We start from the raw sequence: 19,353 nt of genomic DNA, 5'->3' as shown, positions 1-19,353 counted from the left end.
TCAGGCCTTGACCTCCCAGCCGGGTTCGTACGCGACCGACCACAGCTTCATCGCCTCGGCACTGCTCGGCCTGCCGGTCGCGGGATCGACGGTCAGCACGCTGTTGGTGCGATAGGCCATGTTGCCGAGATGGCAGAGCGTCGTGCTGATATGCCCCTCGGTGATCGGCGAGTTGAGCGTGGTGGCCTTGCCGCGGATCACATCGACGAAATTGTTCGCGTGATAGACGTCGAGCACACCCTCGCCGACCGTGCCGGTCGTTTCCGAGGTTGCCTTGGCCATTACCTGCCGGATCGACTTGCCCGCCAGATCATAGAGTTCGAACCCGTTGCGATCGACCACGGCCGACCCCTTGGTGCCGAGCAGCAGCACGCCGCGGCCGCGGCCATAGGTCTGCATCGCGTTGCAGCTCTGCCCGTTCCAACGGATCACCCGGTCCTTGTCGTAGTTGAGGTCGAGCGACAGCGAGTCGTACATCTCCCAGTCGTCGCCTGCGTGGAAGCGCTTGGCCCCCTTCGCCTCGACCTGCGTCGGATAGGTCACCCCCATCAGCCAGCGTGCGATGTCGAGTTCGTGCATCGCGTTGTTGCACAGCTCGCCCGTCCCATATTGCCAGAACCAGTGCCAGTTATACGGCACCAGGTTCGACCGGTACGCCGCGCGCGGGCGCGGGCCCTGCCACATGTCCCAGTCGAGCGTCGCGGGTGGTGCGACCTGCTGCCCCTTGCCGATCGATCCGCGATTATTGGCGTACCAGGTCTGCGCCTCGTACACGTCGCCCAGCTCGCCCGCCTGAACCAGTGCGAGCAGCTGCCGCGTCTCGGGGCTCGAGCGCTGCTGGTTGCCGACCTGGAGCTGGCGCCCGGTGCTCTTCTGCGCGGCGATCATCGCCTCGCCCTCGGCCGGCGCGATGCCGATCGGCTTCTCGCAATAGACGTGATGGCCCGACTTCATCCCGTCGACCGCCAGCTTGGCGTGCCAGTGATCGGGCGTTGCGACGGTGATGATGTCGATCGCCTTGTTGTCGAGCAGCTTTCGATAATCGCCTTCGGTCCGCGGCGCGGCATGGCCCTTCGCGGCAAAGGCCGCCGCGCGCTTCGCCAGTACCGCCGAGTCGACGTCGCAGAAATGCGTGACCTCGACGTTCGGGACCTTGGTGAACGCGCTCATATGCGCCTGGCCGCGGCTGTTCACGCCGACGATCGCGACGCTGAGCCGGTCGTTCGCGCCCTTGATGCGTGCATAGCTGCGCGCGGTCATCGCCATGCCGAGCGTCGCGCCCGCGCCCTTTATCATCGTCCGACGGTCCATCGCTTGATCCCCCTTAGAGTGTACGCAGCTTGATCGACTGGAACTCGACCCGGTCGCCATGATCCTGCAGCAGGATCGGCCCCTGCACGGCGTCGCCGAACCCGGCGATCCCGGCATATTTGCTTTGTGCCACCAGCGCGCGGAACGCCGGCGACCCGCGGTCATATTCGACCATCTTGAAGCCGTTCAGCCAGTGCTCGACACGCGCGCCGCGCACCACGATCACCGCCCGGTTCCATTCGCCCGGCGGATTGATCCGCTTGCCCGGGCTTGCCGGGTCGGACAGGTTCTTCGCCGCGATCAGGTCGTAGAGCGAGCCGAGCGTCCGGTTGCCGTCGCGGCCCATCTTCGCATCGGGATGCCGCGCATCGTCGAGCAGCTGATATTCCAGCCCCAGCGCGTCGCCCTTGCGCTTCAGCAGGCCGGCATCGACGAAATACTTGATCCCGCTGTTCGCGCCGGGTGCCAGCTTGAAATCGACCGACAGCTCGAAATCGCGATATTCGCGCGTCGTGACGATGTCGCCGCCGCCGCCGTCCACGCGCAGCACGCCCCCGGCCATCGTCCAGCCCGTCGTCGGAAACGCCGTGCCCTTCGCGCTGCGCCAGCCGGCACCGGTCTTGCCGTCCCACAACAGCTTCCAGCCTTCGCGCTGCTCCTCTGCGGACAGCCGATTGCTCAGCCAGCCCTGTTGCGGCAGCGCGGTCGCGGGCATCGCGTAGCGCGCCGGCGTATCGGTGATGACGCGGACGTTGCGGAACCGCACTTCGGGATGCCGCGCAGCGTCCGCGTCGGGGATCGCATGCACCTGGAACGCGATGAACCCGCGCGCATCGACATCGTCGACGGTATCGGTCGCGGGCACGCCGTTGATCCAGCTGCGCAGTCGCGTGCCGATCGCCTCGACACGGTAGTGGTTCCAGTCGCCCGAGCGGAAGGTCTGCCGCGCGGGCGCGTTGCGGCCGAGCGTGTACAGCCATTGCCGGCGCTGTTCGTCGTACATGCCCGCGCTCCAGGCGCGCGCCGACGGATCGATCTCGACCTGATAGCCGTGCACGACGCCATTGCGATAATCGGGCCGGCTCTGTCCGCGGATCATCATCCCCGAATTGAGCGCAGGATCGGTCTTCGCGTCGAATTCGACGATGAAGTCGCCATACTGCGCCTTGGACACGAGCCAGCTATTCGTCTTGCCGGGCTCCGCGCGCCCGATCAGCTCGCCATTCTCGAACGCATAGGTCGCGTTGCCCCCGGTCGCGCGCCAGCCGGCCAGCCCCGCGCGCGGGGTCACGTCGCGCCACGGCGCTTTTGCCTGATCTGTGGAGGATTGAGACGCAGGGGCCGCGTCGACCGACGCCTGCAGCAGCAACGGTGCGGCCGCCAAGGTCAGAATTGCGAGTGCTCGAACCATTCGCCTGCCCTTTTCTCTTTTCTGCGAACACGGGCTGGGCAGCCCTATCCGGACAGGTCCGGTCGTCTCGCATCGTTCCACCGCCGACATGTCGCTGCCGTACGTCTCTCCAAAACCAACCCTAATTTGTGGTCGGGCCACATGCAAACAGATTGTAAGGCATTTTATCGATGTTTCCGCTGGTTCGGGGCTTACCGGACTTGACGATCCCGGTGTCCGCGCGATGTAGGGGACGGCGCCGACGTTCAGGCTGCCGTCTATCGAACGAGGAATGCAATGCAGGACGCTGAAGGCGGCGGTAAACTCTACCGCAAGATCGTGCAGGCGATCATGACGGACATCGCGGACGGGGTATTCCAGGTCGGCGGTCGCCTGCCCGCCGAACGCGATCTGACGGAGCGGTTTCAGGTCAGTCGCCCGACGATCCGCGAGGCGATGATCGCACTCGAGATGAAGGGCATGGTCGAGGCCCGCAAGGGCTCGGGCGTGTTCGTGCTGGCATCGTCATCGAACGACTCGGAGCAGGAACTCGATATCGGCGCGTTCGAGATCACCGAGGCGCGTCGCCTGCTCGAAGGCGAAGTCGCTGCGGTCGCCGCGACCGAGATCACCGAGGAGCAGCTCGTCGAGCTACGCGGTCTGCTGGCGCAGATGGATCAGGACGACACGATCGCGGCAGAGGACGCGGATCGCCGGTTCCACATCGCGATCGCCGAGGCGACCGGCAATGCGGTGATCATCTCCGCGGTGGCTGATTTCTGGGACATGCGCTTCCGCTCGCCGCTCGCGCGCGAGGTTCTCGCGAAGGCGGGAAGCCTCGGCACGGAGAACCGGATGGCCGAGCACGGCCGGATTCTGACCGCGCTGGAGGCCCGCTCGCCGGTCGACGCGCGCAACGCGATGCGCGATCACCTCGCGCGTGTGATCGACCACCTGCTCGACGTCACCGAGACCGAAGCGGTCGAACGCGCGCGGGCCGCGACCGTCCAGCGCCGCCGCGCCCTGGCGCGCCGCTCGGTCTGACCCGCCCCCGCGTCTAAAGGTGCACGCTGTCAAATCGCGGCTACGGATGCGCCTCAAAATATTGGTCAAACTAATTGTCTGACCAAATGATTCCATATTGTCATATTTCTGTGGCCCTGATACCTGACGACCTACGTCGACCCTAGAAAACTGGGGCGGCAAAATGTCGAGCCGCGCCGACTCAGCGCGACCGGCCTATCGGGAGAGGGTCCTTGAGCCACAAGAGCTTCGATAAGCGCATGCTGCTTATCTCGACGAGCGTCATTGGTCTGTTGATCGCCGCGCCGGCCATGGCCCAGCGAACCGCGGGCAGCCAGGTGCCGCAACCAGCCGACAGCCAGACGAGTTCACCCGATCCTGTCGACCCAACCCAGACGTCCGAGCCGGAAAACGCCGATATCGTCGTGACCGGGTTCCGCGCCTCGCTGAACAACGCACTGAACCAGAAGCGTAACGAGACCGCCGCGATCGACAGCATCGTCGCAGAGGATATCGGCAAGTTCCCCGACTCCAACCTCGCCGAGTCTATGCAGCGCATCCCCGGCGTCGCGCTCTCGCGCGGTGACGGCGGCGAGGGCCGCAATATCTCGGTCCGCGGCCTCGGCGCGCAGTTCACGCGCGTGCGCATCAACGGAATGGAAGGCGTGTCGCAGGTCAGCGGCACCGACATTCGCGGCGGCGTCGCGACCGGCCGTTCGTTCGACTTCGTGACCTTCCCGACCGAAATCTTCTCGGCACTGTCGGTCCGCAAGACGCTGTCGGCCGATGTCGAGGAAGGTTCGCTGGGTGCGACGGTCGACCTGCGCGCGCCCAAGCCGTTCGACCAGAAGAAGAGCTTCGTGCTCACCGGGACTGCGCGCGGCATCTACAACGACATCAGCAAGAAGGCCGATCCGCGCCTATCCGCGCTGGTCTCCAAGCAGTTCGGCGACACGTTCGGCATCCTTGGAAGCATCGCCTATTCGAAGCGACATATCGCCGAATATGCCTATTCGGCCGCCGATGTCGTGCCGACCACGGTCTATGGCCAGGCGCAGCCTGCGGGCACCGCGAACGCCGGCGTGATCTTCCCCTTCTGCACACCGGTCGGCTACAGCTTTCGCGGGGCCGCGACGAACAGTCCGACCGCCGGCTACGCCCAGCCGAACGGCACGCCGATCGGCGCGGACGCCAATAATTGCAGCACCGGAAATCCGCGCACGAGCACGGCGGCGGCCTATGATTATGTCATGAGCCGGACCGGGGTGAATGGTCGTCCGGGCGGCGGCGTCTATCTCCCCCGTCTGCCGCGACCCGCGAAAAGCGACCAGGAACAGCAGCGTCTCGCGGGCACGCTGACGCTGCAATGGAAGCCTGGCGACAATACCGACATCTCGCTCGACGGCCTGTATTCGCGGTTCAAGGTGGATCGGCTCGACACCTATTTCGATGCACGCTCGTTCGGGCGCGCGATCTCGAACAACGGCCAGCCGCTGACGTCGGTCCGCGAGATCGAAGTCGATGACAATGGGTCGCTGATCCACGGGCTGTTCGACGGCGTCGATCTGCGGTCGGAGATGCAGCAGGAGAAGTTCACCTCGACCTATCGCCAGGTCAATCTGAACCTCGACCACCGCTTCTCCGACACCGTCCGGGTCTATGGTCTGGCCGGCATCAACCAGTCGCGGCTCGACGTCGACCGCCTGCAGGTCGCGATCGATGCCAATGACACGCGCGACTTCTCGATCGACTTCCGCGACAATCCCGACATTCCGAAGATCGGCTACGGTATCGACACGACTAATCCCGCGCTCTTCCAATATGGTCCGCCGCTCGCCAATGGCGACCAGCGCGGCCAGCTGTCGAATTTTATCCGTCGCAACACGATCACGAGCAAGACCTTCGAACTCAACGGCGAATGGGAGGCCGCACCCGACTTCACGCTGCAGATCGGCGGCCAGTATCGCACCAACAAATATACCGCGCGTGAGCGGCAGCTCGCCACCAACACGCCGCTTGCCTTGCCGTCGGGCGTGACGCTCGCCAGCCTCACCACCGTGACGACTGGCATCGGCAGCAACCTGGACGGGCTGTTGCAGGATTTCGTCTCGATCGATCCCGAGAAGTTCCGCGACGCGGTCGGGCTCGACAACTATGTCTATTGCAGCCTCGAATGCGCCAAGGGCACGTATGGCGGCGTCGATGAGAAATATGCCTCGGGCTATGCGATGGTGAAGTTCAACACCGCCAATTCGCTGCCCTTCGCACTGCGGGGCGATGCGGGCGTACGGTACGTCCATACCAAGCTCGACACCTATGGCCCGATCACCTCGGCCGCGCCTGCCGGGTCGCTCTATCCCTCGCGGTTCGTGATATCGGAGGTCGGCCGCAGTTATGACGACTGGCTGCCGTCAGCGAACCTCGCGCTCGACATCACGCCCGAGCTGATCGCGCGCGCCGCTGTCGCGCGCGTGATGTCACGGCCAGCCTATGGCCAGCTGATCCCCGCAGGCTCTGCAAACCTCGTGATCCAGACCGCAACCTTCAGCAATCCCTTCCTCGAACCGATCCGTGCCAACACGTTCGACGCGGCGCTCGAATGGTATTTCGCCAAGGGCTCGCTGATCTCGGTTGCGTATTTCTACAAGAATATCGAAAGCTATATCCAGACGACCAGCCAGGCGGTCGCGTTCCAGGATATCGGCCTGCCGCTGACGCTGCTGAACGGAACGCAGTTGCGCCCGACCGACGTGTTCACCGTCCAGCGGAGCAACAACACGGAGGGCGGGCCGCTGCGCGGGTTCGAGGTCAACGTCCAGCTGCCCTTCACCTTCCTGCCCGGCGTGCTGCGCAATTTCGGCGCGCTTGGCAACTTCACGCGGGTCCGGTCGAACATCAACTACGTCATCTCGCCGACATTGTCCCGGACCGCGCCGCTGGTCGGGCTGTCGCCCGAAACGGCAAGCGGGACGCTCTATTACGAAGACGACAAGTTCAGCATCCGCTCGACGGTCAACTATCGCGCGGCCTTCCTGACCGCCGTCCCCAGCGGCTCGGTCGACGCGGATTCGACCGCCAATGCGAGTTCGATCTTCGTCGACGCCTCGGCCTCGTACAACCTCAACGAGCATATCAAGTTGATCGCCGAAGTATCGAACATCACTGACGAAACCAATCGCCTGACCGTCGACACAGTGCGTCAGGACCCGCTCTACACGTCCTATTTCGGTCGCACCTACGCGCTCGCGGTCAATTTCCAGTTCTGAGGACTTCATGGTTCTGGTCGATATCGGCGCGCGCCCCTGCCGATGTCGACCCGATCTCCGGGTGCGCCGCACGTGACGTGCAGCGCACCCGGTTCTTTCTTTGACGACGGTGCCGACGGCGCGCCGCATGGGTCCGGGCCTTCATCGTCACACTCGCGCTGACCACATATTTCAGAGACCGGGCCTCATGATCGTGCCATCCATTCTACTCGCGCTTGCAGCATTGCAAACGACCGCGGCGCCCGCGGCGACCGCCGAGCATGTCGCGATCCAGGCCGCGGACATCGATCGCAGCGCGGCTTTCTACCACGAGGCCTTCGGCTTGCGGATCATCCCGACGCCGCTCAAAAACCGCCGCTGGCTCGATCTGGGCAACGGCCTTGCGCTCCACATCCTCGACGGCCGTACGACGCCGAAACCCTCGAACCGGAACGAGCATCTGGCGCTGCACGTCGACGATCTGGCCACCGTCATTGCCTGGCTCGACCAGCACGGACGCGTCTGGACCGATCTTGCGGGCACACCGCACACGATGCAGCTCCGGTTCGACGGCGTCCGCCAGATCTATGCGCAGGATCCCGACGGCTATTGGCTGGAGATCGGGGACGCACGCGGCACGGCGCCACGATGACGTAGCAGCCGATCTCGACCAAGGTTATCGAGCGGCAACTCTCTTGGCCGCCACCGCACCCGAGGGACGAGCACGCTGTTTGATCTTTTTAGATTTGCGCTGCACCCCGGCCCCTGAAAGACATCTGCACGACACATAAACTGGTGTACGCTGCCCCTCGGCGCGGTGCGCCACAGGAGAGATCGCCATGTCGTTCGTTGTCAACGGAAACGCCGTCCCGGAACCGGCGGATCCCCGTGTTTCGCTGCTTGATCACCTCCGGGAGACGCTTCACCTGACGGGCACCAAAAAGGGTTGCAATCAGGGTGCGTGCGGGGCCTGCACGGTGCTGGTCGATGGCGAGCGGATCCTGTCCTGCCTCGCGCTGGCGGTCCAGTATGACGGACGTGAGATCACGACGGTCGAGGGCCTGGCCGAGACCGCGGCGCTTCACCCGTTGCAGGCGGCGTTCATCGAGCATGACGGGTTCCAATGCGGCTATTGCACACCCGGGCAGATCTGTTCCGCGATCGGCATGGCCTCGGAGGCCCGCCGCGGCGTGCCGAGCCATGTCAGCGCCGACCTCGCCGCCGACGTGGTCCTGACCCGCGACGAGATCCAGGAACGGATGAGCGGCAATCTGTGCCGCTGCGGCGCGCATAACGGCATCATCGATGCGATCCAGGCGACGATGGCGCCACAGGCGACAGCCGCGACGAGCGCGGAGATGGCGGCATGACCCCCTTCACCTACCTGCGCGCCGATACCGTGAATGACGCCGTGCGACTGGGTGCGGGCGAGACCGCGGCCTTTCTCGGCGGCGGCACCAATATCGTCGACCTGATGCGCGAGACCGTCGCCCGCCACGAGACATTGGTCGACGTGACCCGCCTGTCCGCCGCGGTTACCGAGACGGCAGAGGGCGGACTGCTGATCGGCGCGGCCGCCACCAACACCGCGGTCGCCGAGCATCACGGCGTGCGGACGCGTTATCCGATGCTGTCGCGCGCGATCCTGGCGGGGGCGTCTGCGCAGATCCGCAACATGGCGACGGTCGGCGGCAACCTGCTGCAGCGTACGCGCTGTACCTATTTCTATGACACCGACGGATCGCACTGCAACAAGCGCGCGCCCGGTACGGGGTGCGATGCCCGCGACGGGTTCAACCGAATCCACGCGATTCTCGGCACATCCGATGCCTGCGTCGCGACGCATCCCTCCGACATGTGCGTTCCACTGACCGCGCTCGACGCTGTCGTGCATATCGAAGGACGCGACGGCGCGCGGACGCTGCCCTTTGGCGAGCTCCACCGCCTGCCGGGCGATCGACCCGACCTCGACACCGTGCTGGCGGCGGGCGAGCTGATCACGGCGATCGAACTGCCGCCGCTCGGCTTTGCGGCCCGATCGACCTATCGCAAGGTGCGCGACCGGGCGAGCTATGCCTTCGCGCTGATCTCGGTCGCCGCGGCGATCGAGATGGACGGCGACCGGATCGCCGACGTCCGAATCGCGTTCGGCGGCGTCGCGCACAAGCCATGGCGCGCGACCAAGGCAGAGGCCGCGCTGCACGGCGAACTGGCCAGCGAGGCCGCCTTCCGGGCGGCTGCAGCCGCGGAGTTCGCCGATGCGCGGCCGCTTCGCGACAATGCGTTCAAACCCGAACTGGCGACGCGAACGCTGGCCGCGGTGCTGGCCGAGCTGGCGAAGGGAGACGTCGCATGAGCATCATCGATACCGCAAAGCAGGCGGCGCAGGGTCTGACGCAGGGCGCGATGGAGAAGCTCGTTCCGCTGGCACCCGACAGCTGGATCCCCGGCGGCCGGCCCGATCCGCTGATCGCGCACAAGCACGGGCTGATCGGCACGCCGGTATCGCGGCTTGACGGCGCGCTGAAGGTCAAGGGCGAGGCAGGCTTCGCAGCGGAGTTCCGCTTCGACGACATGGCCTATGCGGCACTCGCCTATGCGACGATCCCGCGCGGCCGGATCACCGCGATTGACAGCGCGGCCGCGGAAGCCGCGCCGGGTGTCGTCCTGGTGATGACCCACCTCAACGCGCCACGGATGAACACGCCGGGGGTGTTCGGATCGTCCCCGACCGCGGTGGGCCCCGCCGACCTGCCGATCCTGCAGGACGACCGTATCCACTGGAACGGGCAGCCGATTGCCTGCGTCCTAGCGGAGACTCAGGAACAGGCCGACCATGCCGCCTCGCTGCTCGGCTTCACCTATGCCGCGGAGCCATCGACGACCAGCCTCGAGGACGCGAAAGCGAACGGTCGCGAACCGGGCCTGTTCATGGGCCAGCCGCTGCACAACCGGATCGGCGATGCCGACGCCGCGCTCGCCACCGCGCCGCATGTCGTCGATCAGATCTATCGCACCCCGCGCCACAACCACAACCCGATCGAACCGCATGCCGCGACGATCGCATGGATCGACGGCGCGCTGGTGATTCACGACGCGAGCCAGATGGTCACCGCACAGGCGCAGACGATCGGCGAGGTCTTCGATCTCAAGCCCGACAAGGTCCGGTTGACCTCGCCCTATGTCGGCGGGGGTTTTGGCTGCAAAGGCTTGTGGGATCACCAGATCATCGGTGCCGCCGCGGCGAAGCTGGCAGGCCGCCCGGTGCGGATCACGCTGTCGCGCGAGGGCGTGTACCGGGTCGTCGGCGGGCGATCCCTCACCGAGCAGCGGGTGGCGATCGGCGCGACCGCGGAGGGCCGCTTCGATGCGCTGGTCCACACCGGTCTGTCGATCATGACGCCGCACAACAACATGCCCGAGCCGTTCATCCTCGGCACGCGTGCCGCCTATGCCTGCCCCAATATCAGCCTGCAGGTCGATATCGCGCGGATGAACATGCTGGCCAATACCTTCATGCGCGCACCGGGCGAGGCGGTCGGTACCTTCGCGCTGGAATGCGCGGTCGACGAGCTGGCGGTCGACCTGGGCATGGACCCGGTCGAGCTGCGAATCCGCAACGAGCCGGACAAGGACCCGACGTCGGGGCTTGCCTTCTCATCGCGCCATATCGTCGAGGCGTGGCGTAACGGTGCGGATCATTTCGGCTGGGCGGATCGCAATGCTGAACCGGCCACGCGCCGCGATGGCGAATGGCAGATCGGCATGGGCTGCGCGACCGGGACCTATCCCTATTACCGGATGCCCGGCGCACAGGCGCGTATCACCCTCACGCGGGACGGCGATGCCGTGCGCGCGTTGATCGAGGTCGCGGCGGCGGAAATGGGCATGGGGACCTCGACCACCACCGCGATCGTCGGCGCGGAGCGTCTCGGTCTGTCGCTCGAACACGTCGCGGTCGGCTACGGCGACTCCTCGATCCCGGGCGCGATCATGGCGGGGGGATCGCAGCAGACCGCGGCGATCGGTGCGGCCGTCATCGCGGCGCATAACGCGCTGGTCGCCGAGCTGCTCAAGCTCGCCGGCAACGACTCGCCGCTAGCGGGGCTGTCGGCGGATACGGTCGGCAGCGAGGATGCCGGGCTGGCAAAGATCGACGACCCGTCGCAGCGGGAAAGCTACGCCTCGATCCTGACGCGTGCGCAGCGCGACAGCGTCACCGTCACCGCCGCGGCGTCGCAGCCGCTCGAACTGATGCACTGGTCGATGCACTCGCACAGCGCGATCTTCTGCGAGGTACGGGTCAATGTGGTCACTGGGGAGACGCGCGTCAGCCGCATCCTCGGATCGTTCGATTGCGGCCGCATCCTCAACCCCAAGACGGCGAAGAGTCAGTTCCGCGGCGGGATCATCATGGGGCTCGGCATGGCGCTGATGGAGGAAACGCAGTTCGACGAACGCAATGGCCGGATCATGAACCCGAGCCTTGCCGAATATCACATCCCCGTGCACCTCGACGTTCCGGAAATCGACGTCATCTGGACCGATATCGCCGATCCCCACACGCCGATGGGTGCGCATGGAATCGGCGAGATCGGCATCACCGGCGTCGCGGCGGCGGTCGCCAATGCGGTCTACAACGCCACTGGCAAGCGCGTCCGCGATCTGCCGATCACGCTCGACAAGCTGCTATAGGGTGGCCCTTTAGGGGAAGCGCGACACGCGCCGGTCGGGCAATCGCCGACCGGCGCTGTGCGGTCCCGCCGCCGCGTTTCGAACCGTTTGCGGCGCCGAACGCCCCCGTGCGAACAACGGCGCACCGGCGACGGGTGCATGGATCGCCCGCGCCCGTGTCTCGCTACCGGATTCGGAACGTCGTCATATTCTGTCGCGATGACACCTCCCCTTACCGCCGTGCCGGGATCTAGCGGCTGCTCGCGCGTTACAGCTTGCTGCCCCCCTTCTCCCCACGCCAACGGAAGACCATATCATGTCCGACCAGACCGACAGCCCCGTCCTTCAGCCCGTCACGATCGGCGAACTGCGACTGCAGAACCGTATCGTCATGGCGCCGCTGACGCGCAGCCGCTCGAGCGACGAGGGTGTACCGCCCGACTTTGCCGCCGACTATTATGCGCAGCGTGCCGATGCCGGCCTCATCATCAGCGAAGCGACCAACATCTCGTCGCAGGCGCGCGGCTATGCGATGACGCCCGGCATCTGGTCGGACGCGCAGGTCGCCGCATGGACGCCGATCGTCGAGGCCGTCCACCGGCGTGGCGGGGCAATCTTCCTCCAGCTGTGGCACACCGGCCGCATCTCGCATCCCGATCTCCACGACGGTGCCCTCCCCGTCGCGCCGTCCGCGATCAAGGCGGAGGGCCAGGCCTTCACGAACGACGGGATGAAGGATTTCGTCACCCCGCGCGCGCTGGAGACGGACGAGATCCCCGCGATCGTCGAGGATTACCGCCGCGCTGCCGAACAGGCGAAGGCCGCCGGCTTTGACGGCGTCGAGGTCCATGCCGCGAACAACTATCTGCTCGAACAGTTCATCCGCGACAGCACCAACCAGCGCAACGACGTCTATGGCGGTTCGATCGAGAACCGGCTGCGCTTCCCGCTCGAGGTCGTTCGCGCCGTGGTCGATGTCTGGGGCGCAAACCGCGTCGGGATCCGCATCTCGCCCGCAACGACCGAGCCGGGCAAGACCCCGCTCGACAGCCAGGTCGGGCGGACCTTCGACACGTTCGTCGATGCCCTGTCGGAGATCGGGCTGCTGTACATCCATGATATCGAAGGCGTGACCCAGCAGACGCGCGACGTGCCGGACGGCGTCGACTTTCAGGCGCTGCGCAAGCGGTTCTCGGGCGCGTATATCGCCAACAACCAGTATACGCTGGAGCTCGCCGAGAAGACACTAGCGGAAGGCAATGCCGACCTGTTCAGCTTTGGTCGCCCCTTCCTCGCCAATCCCGATCTCGTCGACCGGCTGCGCACCGGCGCGCCGCTGGCCGACGCGCCGAAGCAATATTGGTATGGCGGCGGCGCCGTCGGCTATTCGGACTGGCCCGGCATGAACGGGAAGATCGAGCTCTCGTAATACGGCAGAGCGTCTGAGGTAGCCGAGGGGACGTGGGGCAGGCACACACCGTGCCGCCCTCGTCCCCGATCAGCCACAGCAGCGCTTGTGCTTTTTCCCCGACCCGCAAGGGCACGGATCGTTGCGGCCGACTTTCGATGCCGTCGTCACCTGCGCATCAGGCGACTTCGCGCCGGTAACACCCACCTGCGCGGCGTACAGGCGCTGGACGGCGTCACTCAGTTCGGCCGGCGCCCGGTCCTGAAGCGCGTTGATCTCAACGCTGTCGAGGTCGCTCTCATTGCCCGCGACCGCGATCAGCGTTGCCAGCTGCGACCACGGGGCCGCCCTTGCGGGGTCGTCGGCCAGCGCATCCCAGGCCTCGGGGCGCAGCGCGACCGCATCGGTCAGGCCGTCGATCCAATATTCCCACAGAACTTCACCGTCGCGCTCATCGACGTCGAAGATCGGTTGAAGCTTGCCGCGGGCAAGGTCGCGCGCGATCTCATCACGCCGTGCCGCCACCGCATCGGCGAACCATTGCACGTCGAGCGGATCCTCAAAGGGCGGCGTGCCGTCGGACTCGCTTCCCCAGATCACCGTCATCCACTCGCTCGGCGCGATCGCCTCCGGGGAGATCAGCAGCCCGGTGAGGAAGCCGTCGAGCTCGGTGAGCAACATGGGTTCCTCGACGGCGAGATCGGCGAGCGCGCCATCGAGGCGCCGGAAGCGTGAAGGGAATCGCTTCACAGGCTGAGCGCGCGGCGGCGCATCTCGGCCTGCGCCATCTCGCGCAGCGGGGTCGCCTCGCCCGCAGCGAAGATGTCCGCGAGGTCGAGCAGATCCTCGTCGCCAAGAGCATTCACCGAGGCCTCGACGGCCACGAGGCGATCGAGCGCGCGCGCCGTTACCATCCCCTGGCGCTTGGTTCGTATTTTGAGCATCGCCGTCCACTAGCAGAACCGGTCAGGATTTACAGGCGCAGACCACGCCCATGATCAGGCACGCGTCGACATGCGGGTGGCAGACACCCGGCGCACCGGATCGCAATCTCGAAAATTGTCGTGCGCTTCAAACCGTCCCTGCCCTGACCACTCTATAATCAAGCTGACGTTGATGGGCGGTCCCCCGATTCCGCGGCTGGCGCCCGGATCGGCGTGACATGTGAGATTCAGACGACGGCAAATGGCCGCCATCTTGTTTGAGCTATTGATTTATATGATGCAGCACAAAGGAATCCGTTGATGTTGGCAAAGATCCTCGGCGGCGTCTCGTCAGACGTCCTCACGTCCGAATTGGCGCGCCTCGAGAGCATGTTTGCCGATGGTGACTTTTCACAGCGGGCGAATACGTCGCTCGCCAACGGCCAGACCCAGACGGTGCTTTGCGCGATCAACCAGATGCTCGATCGCGCGCTGCGCCCGGTTGGCCAGTTGAGCGCCCGGATCGACGACTGGAGCGCCGCGCATGACAAGGGCGATATCGACGCCGTCCTGCCGGTCGACGAGTTTCACGGGACGTTCGCGGTCATGGCCAAGCGGCTCAACCTTCTGGTCGGCAGCCACATCGCGGTCAAAAGAACCGCGATGGCCTGCGTCAGGGAATTCAGCGAGGGCAATTTCGCCGCCCCGCTAGAGCGTTTCCCCGGCAAGAAGGCGTTCATCAACGAGACGATCGAGACGCTGCGCGCAAATCTGCAGGGCCTGATCAGCGAACTGAACCACATGTCCTCCGAGCACGACAAGGGCGACATCGACGTCATCGTCGCGGCCGACCGGTTCAAGGGCGACTTCGGCACCATGGCACGCGGCGTCAACACCATGGTCGCCAACCACATCGCCGTGAAAAAGAAGGCGATGGCCTGCATCAAGGCGTTTGGCGAAGGCAATTTCGACGCACCGCTCGAAGCCTTTCCCGGCAAGAAGGCGTTCATCAACGACACCGTCGAGACGCTGCGGCGCAACCTGCGCGACATCATCGGCGAGGTGGAACGGCTGATCAAGGCATCGACGGCGGGCGAGCTCGGCCAGCGCGGTGACGAGACGCGCTTCGTCGGGGATTTCGCCGGACTGGTCTGCGGGATCAATGCGATGCTCGACGCGACGCTGCTGCCGATCGAGGAGGGCAATCGCGTCCTGAACCTCGCCAGCGTCGGCGACCTGCGCGAGATGGTCGAGATCCCCTGCCAGGGCGACCACCGCCGCATGAAGGATTCGATCAACGCGCTGGTCGACAATCTGCGGGTAAGCGCCAGTCTCGCCGACAAGATCGCCGACGGTGATCTGAGCTTTGCACATCAGCCATTGTCCGACCAGGATACGCTTGGACAGGCGATCGTGCGGATGGTCGACAATCTGCGGGTGAGCGCCGATCTGGCCGACAAGATTGCCGATGGCGATCTGGCCGTGTCGCACCAGCCCATGTCCGACAAGGATGTCCTTGGCCAGGCGCTGGTGCGGATGATCGAGCAATTGCGCAACGTCGTCGGCAAGGCCAGCGGCGCCGCCGACAACGTCTCGGCCGGAAGCCAGGAGCTGTCGGCAAGTTCCGAGCAGGTCTCGCAAGGCGCGACCGAGCAGGCGGCGGCTGCCGAAGAAGCGTCTTCGGCGATGGAAGAGATTGCCGCCAACATCAAGCAGAGCGCGGACAATGCCGCGCAGACCGAAAAGATCGCCCGCCAGTCCGCGAAGGACGCGGAACTCAGCGGGATCGCGGTCCAGCGCGCGGTCAACGCTATGCGCACGATCGCCGAGAAGATCGGCATCGTCCAGGAGATTGCCCGGCAGACCGATCTGCTAGCGCTGAACGCCGCGGTCGAGGCTGCGCGTGCGGGCGAACATGGCCGTGGCTTCGCCGTCGTCGCCTCGGAGGTCCGCAAGCTCGCGGAACGCAGCCAGGTCGCGGCGGCAGAGATCGGATCGGTGTCCTCGCAGACCGTCGCCGCGGCGACCGAAGCCGGCGACATGCTGACCAAGCTGGTGCCCGATATCAGCCGCACCGCCGAACTCGTCGCCGAGATCAGCGCGGCATGCCGTGAACAGGATATCGGCGCGGCACAGATCAACGAGGCGATCCAGCAGCTCGACCTGATCAGCCAGCAGAATGCCGGTGCGTCCGAACAGATCACCGCGACGTCGGAAGAGCTCGCCTCGCAGGCCGAGGAACTCCAGGCCAGCATCGCCTATTTTCGGACCGGCGGCGGGCCGGACCTCGGCCATCGGCGGCCGGCCCCGACCGTGCAGCGCAAGGTGAGCGCGCGCAGCCCGATCGCCGCCCGGCCGAGCGCCAAGGCCAAGCGACCGAAGCCCAACTCGATCGCCGACCAGCAGGCCCGCGTTAACGGCTTTGCGCTCGATCTGATCAAAGGTGGCACCGACGCCGACGACGATGCTTTCGGCGCGCAGGCGGCCTGAGCGCGGATCGCGGAGGCGGTCTGCTGACCCGCTGACGCTGTGGTGAGGCGATCGTGCCGTCGGGCGCGATCGCCTTGCGGCGTTAATGACGACCTGATCGAAAATAAGCGATGGGTCCGGAACGGACCTCTTTACCGCCGTCTATAATGAACCAGCGGACCCGGCCGCGCGACGCTGCCGGCTGGAGAGAATGGGGGAACGCATGGCGCAAATCATCCTTGTACCGGCCACCGTCACGACCAGCTCGGTGGTGCCCTTCGCCGCGGACCTCGCCTCACAGCTCGAGCAGCATGACGCGATCGAACTCGATCTCTCCGCCGTTGCCGAAGCCGATGTCAGCCTGTTGCAGCTCATCTGCGCGGCGCGCCGTCAGGCCGAACGCGACGGCAAGTCCCTGCGCCTTGCAATGCCGGTGCATGACGCGCTGGCGGCGCTGCTCGAGCGTGCGGGCTTCCTCACCGATATCCCATCAGCCGATCAGAATTTCTGGTTTCACGGAGATTTGCCGCGATGAGCGCATCCATCCTTATCGTCGATGATTCCACCAGCATACGCGTCGCCATCCGTATGGCGCTGACCGGGGCTGGCTACACCGTCAGCGAGGCCGCCGACGGCGCGCAGGGCCTGAGCAAGGCCAGTGGCAGCCGCTTCGACATGATCATCACCGATCTCAACATGCCCAACATGGACGGGCTGTCGATGATCCGCGCGCTGCGCAAGAACCCCGCGCAATGCGGTACCCCGATCCTGTTCCTCACCACCGAATCCGAGGATGCGATGAAGCAGCAGGCCAAGGCCGCCGGCGCGACGGGCTGGCTGGTCAAGCCGTTCGTTCCCGAACAGCTGATCCGGGTCGTGCGCAAGGTCCTCGGACGGTGAGCCAGAACGACCCCGTCGCCGCATTCCGCGTCGAGGCGGGTGAAGTCCTCGAACAGGTCGAGCAGGGCTTGCTCGATCTGGGTCACCGGCTGGACGATCACGAGCTGATCGACGCGGTGTTCCGCGGACTGCACACGCTCAAGGGCTCGGGCGCGATGTTCGGCTTCGACGCGCTGGCCAGCTTCACGCATCACTGCGAAACCGCCTTCGACCGCGTCCGCAAGAACCTGACCCCCGCCACGCCGCAGCTGATCGCGGTCATCCTGTCCGCGCAGGACCACATGCGCGCGCTGATCGAGGGCGACGCGACCGACCGCAAGGCGGAAGGCGACGCGATCCTGGCGAAGCTGCAGGCGGCGCTCGACGGCGCGCCCGCGCCGACGCCGGAGGCACCGCCCGTCGTGCAGGGGTGGCGGCTGTCGCTCCGCCTGCCCCCCGAAGCGATGCAGAATGGCATCAACCCGCTCGCGCTGCTCGATGAATTGCGCACGCTCGGCGACTGCCGGATCGTCGCGCGGACCGACCAGGTGCCGCCGCTTGCCGAGCTGGTGCCGACCGAATGCCATATCGGCTGGGATATCGAAGTGCGCGGCGCGGTGTCGCGGGATGACCTCGAGGACGTCTTCATATTCGTACTCGACGACCTGGATCTTCAGATCGAGGCGATCGGCGACACGTCGTGCGACGACGTGGAGGATACCGCGCCGCCGCCTGGCGCGGGGACGACGCCGTCTGCGCTCCCGCCCGCACGGGTCGACACGATACCACCGGTGCAGGATCGCGACCCGGCCACCACCCCGAACGGCCGCGGCGCGCCGAAGACCGGCGAAAGCGTCCGGGTACCCGCCGAACGCCTCGACCTGCTGATGGACCGGGTGGGCGAACTCGTCATCGTCCAGAGCCGGCTGTCGCAGCTCGCGCATAGCAGCGGCAGCAATGCGACGGACGTTGCGCTTCGCTCCATATCCGAAGAGATCGAGCGGCTGGCGAGCGAATTGCGCGACACGGTGATGGTGCTCCGCATGGTGCCCGTCGCCACGCTGTTCGGCCGCTTCCGCCGCCTCGTCCACGACATCGCGCGCGATACCGGCAAGACGATCGAGCTGTCGACCGACGGTGAGACGACCGAAGTCGACAAGACGGTGATCGAACGGCTCGCCGATCCGTTGATCCACCTGATCCGCAACGCCTGCGATCACGGGATCGAACCGCCCGAGCGCCGCCTTGCCGCAGGAAAGCCCGAAGTCGGGCAGGTCCGGCTGTCCGCGCGTCAGGAAGGCGGCGAGGTCGTCATCACGATCCGCGACGACGGCCACGGGATCGACCGCGATCGCGTGCGCGCCAAGGCCGAGGCACACGGGCTGCTCCAGCCGGGACAGGTCGTGAGCGACCAGGAGTTGCTCCAGATGATCTTCCATCCCGGCTTCTCGACCGCGCCGCAGATCACCAGCCTGTCGGGCCGCGGCGTCGGGATGGACGTGGTCAAGCGCACGATCGAGAGCCTGCGCGGCTCGATCGAGGTCGCGAGCGTATCGGGCCAGGGATCGGCGATGTCGCTGCGGATCCCGCTGACGCTCGCGATCATCGACGGGCTGCTGATCCGGGTCGGCGACGGTCGCTACGTCATCCCCCTCGCCGTGGTCGAGGAATGCATCGAACTCAGCCTCGAGGAAGACCTGCGTTCGCGGGGGCGCAGCTTCATCACGTTGCGCGACCGGCTCGTTCCGTTCGTCCGGCTGCGTGAGATGTTCGCGACGGGGACGAAGCCCAGCGTCCACCAGAAGATCGTCATCATCGCGACCGGCACCGAGCGGGTCGGGCTGGTGGTCGACCAGATCATCGGCAGCCACCAGACCGTGATCAAGCCGATGTCGGCGGTGCATTGCAACGTCCCGACCTTCGCGGGCGCGACGATCCTCGGCGATGGCGGCGTCGCGCTGATCCTCGACGTCGTCCAGCTCGTCGCACTGGGCCAGCATCAGGAGGAGCGGCTTCGCGCCGTTGCATGAC

Annotated in this window: 15 protein-coding genes; 11 read left to right on the top strand and 4 right to left on the bottom strand. The window is 65.9% G+C overall.

The window, feature by feature from the left end; translation table 11 throughout:
- Window positions 1–1,311 carry a Gfo/Idh/MocA family protein gene (locus IFS44_RS00255; RefSeq protein WP_192097049.1) on the bottom strand — a complete coding sequence of 437 codons (1,311 nt, stop codon included), beginning with the start codon at window positions 1,309–1,311 and terminating at the stop codon, window positions 1–3.
- 13 nt (window positions 1,312–1,324) lie between these two features.
- A complete protein-coding gene (locus IFS44_RS00250; protein ID WP_192097048.1) occupies window positions 1,325–2,722 on the bottom strand; it encodes a 3-keto-disaccharide hydrolase in 1,398 nt (465 codons plus the stop codon).
- A gap of 276 nt (window positions 2,723–2,998) precedes the next feature.
- Between IFS44_RS00250 and IFS44_RS00245 the strand changes: the two genes are divergently transcribed.
- The 7 genes from IFS44_RS00245 to IFS44_RS00215 all read left to right on the top strand — a co-directional run bounded on the left by IFS44_RS00245 (window position 2,999) and on the right by IFS44_RS00215 (window position 13,072).
- Window positions 2,999–3,745 carry a FadR/GntR family transcriptional regulator gene (locus IFS44_RS00245; protein WP_031439703.1) on the top strand — a complete coding sequence of 249 codons (747 nt, stop codon included), beginning with the start codon at window positions 2,999–3,001 and terminating at the stop codon, window positions 3,743–3,745.
- 212 nt (window positions 3,746–3,957) lie between these two features.
- Window positions 3,958–6,990 carry a TonB-dependent receptor gene (locus tag IFS44_RS00240; protein ID WP_244649781.1) on the top strand — a complete coding sequence of 1,011 codons (3,033 nt, stop codon included), beginning with the start codon at window positions 3,958–3,960 and terminating at the stop codon, window positions 6,988–6,990.
- Window positions 6,991–7,177: 187 nt separating this feature from the next.
- Window positions 7,178–7,621, top strand: coding sequence for a VOC family protein (locus tag IFS44_RS00235; RefSeq protein ID WP_192097047.1), 444 nt, complete (start codon window positions 7,178–7,180; stop codon window positions 7,619–7,621).
- A gap of 187 nt (window positions 7,622–7,808) precedes the next feature.
- A complete protein-coding gene (locus IFS44_RS00230) occupies window positions 7,809–8,339 on the top strand; it encodes a 2Fe-2S iron-sulfur cluster-binding protein (RefSeq protein ID WP_192097046.1) in 531 nt (176 codons plus the stop codon).
- Entirely contained in the window at window positions 8,336–9,325 is a 990-nt protein-coding gene (locus IFS44_RS00225) for an FAD binding domain-containing protein (RefSeq protein WP_192097045.1), read from the top strand. Before IFS44_RS00230 ends, IFS44_RS00225 begins: the two co-directional genes overlap by 4 nt.
- The gene (locus IFS44_RS00220) at window positions 9,322–11,664 is read left to right on the top strand and encodes a xanthine dehydrogenase family protein molybdopterin-binding subunit (protein WP_192097044.1); all 2,343 of its coding nucleotides are present in this window, start codon (window positions 9,322–9,324) and stop codon (window positions 11,662–11,664) included. Before IFS44_RS00225 ends, IFS44_RS00220 begins: the two co-directional genes overlap by 4 nt.
- A gap of 295 nt (window positions 11,665–11,959) precedes the next feature.
- A complete protein-coding gene (locus IFS44_RS00215) occupies window positions 11,960–13,072 on the top strand; it encodes an alkene reductase (protein ID WP_192097043.1) in 1,113 nt (370 codons plus the stop codon).
- 69 nt (window positions 13,073–13,141) lie between these two features.
- On the opposite strand, the gene IFS44_RS00210 is transcribed toward IFS44_RS00215, so the two are convergent.
- Window positions 13,142–13,801, bottom strand: a complete 660-nt coding sequence (locus tag IFS44_RS00210) for a UPF0149 family protein (RefSeq protein ID WP_192097042.1) — start codon at window positions 13,799–13,801, stop codon at window positions 13,142–13,144.
- The gene (locus tag IFS44_RS00205) at window positions 13,798–13,995 is read right to left on the bottom strand and encodes a hypothetical protein (protein ID WP_043157026.1); all 198 of its coding nucleotides are present in this window, start codon (window positions 13,993–13,995) and stop codon (window positions 13,798–13,800) included. The genes IFS44_RS00210 and IFS44_RS00205 overlap by 4 nt, the downstream gene beginning before the upstream one ends.
- A 300-nt stretch (window positions 13,996–14,295) precedes the next feature.
- Between IFS44_RS00205 and IFS44_RS00200 the strand changes: the two genes are divergently transcribed.
- The 4 genes from IFS44_RS00200 to IFS44_RS00185 all read left to right on the top strand — a co-directional run bounded on the left by IFS44_RS00200 (window position 14,296) and on the right by IFS44_RS00185 (window position 19,352).
- Window positions 14,296–16,464: a methyl-accepting chemotaxis protein gene (locus IFS44_RS00200; protein ID WP_244649779.1), complete on the top strand. Its 2,169-nt coding sequence runs from the start codon at window positions 14,296–14,298 to the stop codon at window positions 16,462–16,464.
- Between the two features lie 202 nt (window positions 16,465–16,666).
- Window positions 16,667–16,978: an STAS domain-containing protein gene (locus IFS44_RS00195; protein WP_081877578.1), complete on the top strand. Its 312-nt coding sequence runs from the start codon at window positions 16,667–16,669 to the stop codon at window positions 16,976–16,978.
- A complete protein-coding gene (locus tag IFS44_RS00190) occupies window positions 16,975–17,343 on the top strand; it encodes a response regulator (protein ID WP_031439694.1) in 369 nt (122 codons plus the stop codon). Before IFS44_RS00195 ends, IFS44_RS00190 begins: the two co-directional genes overlap by 4 nt.
- Complete coding sequence (locus IFS44_RS00185; protein WP_192097041.1) at window positions 17,340–19,352, top strand: chemotaxis protein CheW; 2,013 nt, start codon at window positions 17,340–17,342, stop codon at window positions 19,350–19,352. Before IFS44_RS00190 ends, IFS44_RS00185 begins: the two co-directional genes overlap by 4 nt.
- The last annotated feature ends 1 nt before the right edge of the window (window position 19,353 follow it).

Source organism: Sphingomonas sp. CFBP 13706 (genome assembly GCF_014842355.1).
In the GTDB taxonomy this organism is placed as follows: domain Bacteria; phylum Pseudomonadota; class Alphaproteobacteria; order Sphingomonadales; family Sphingomonadaceae; genus Sphingomonas; species Sphingomonas aerolata.
The sequence above is the reverse complement of the archived record's forward strand: the minus strand, read 5'-3'. Positions and strand labels throughout refer to the sequence as shown.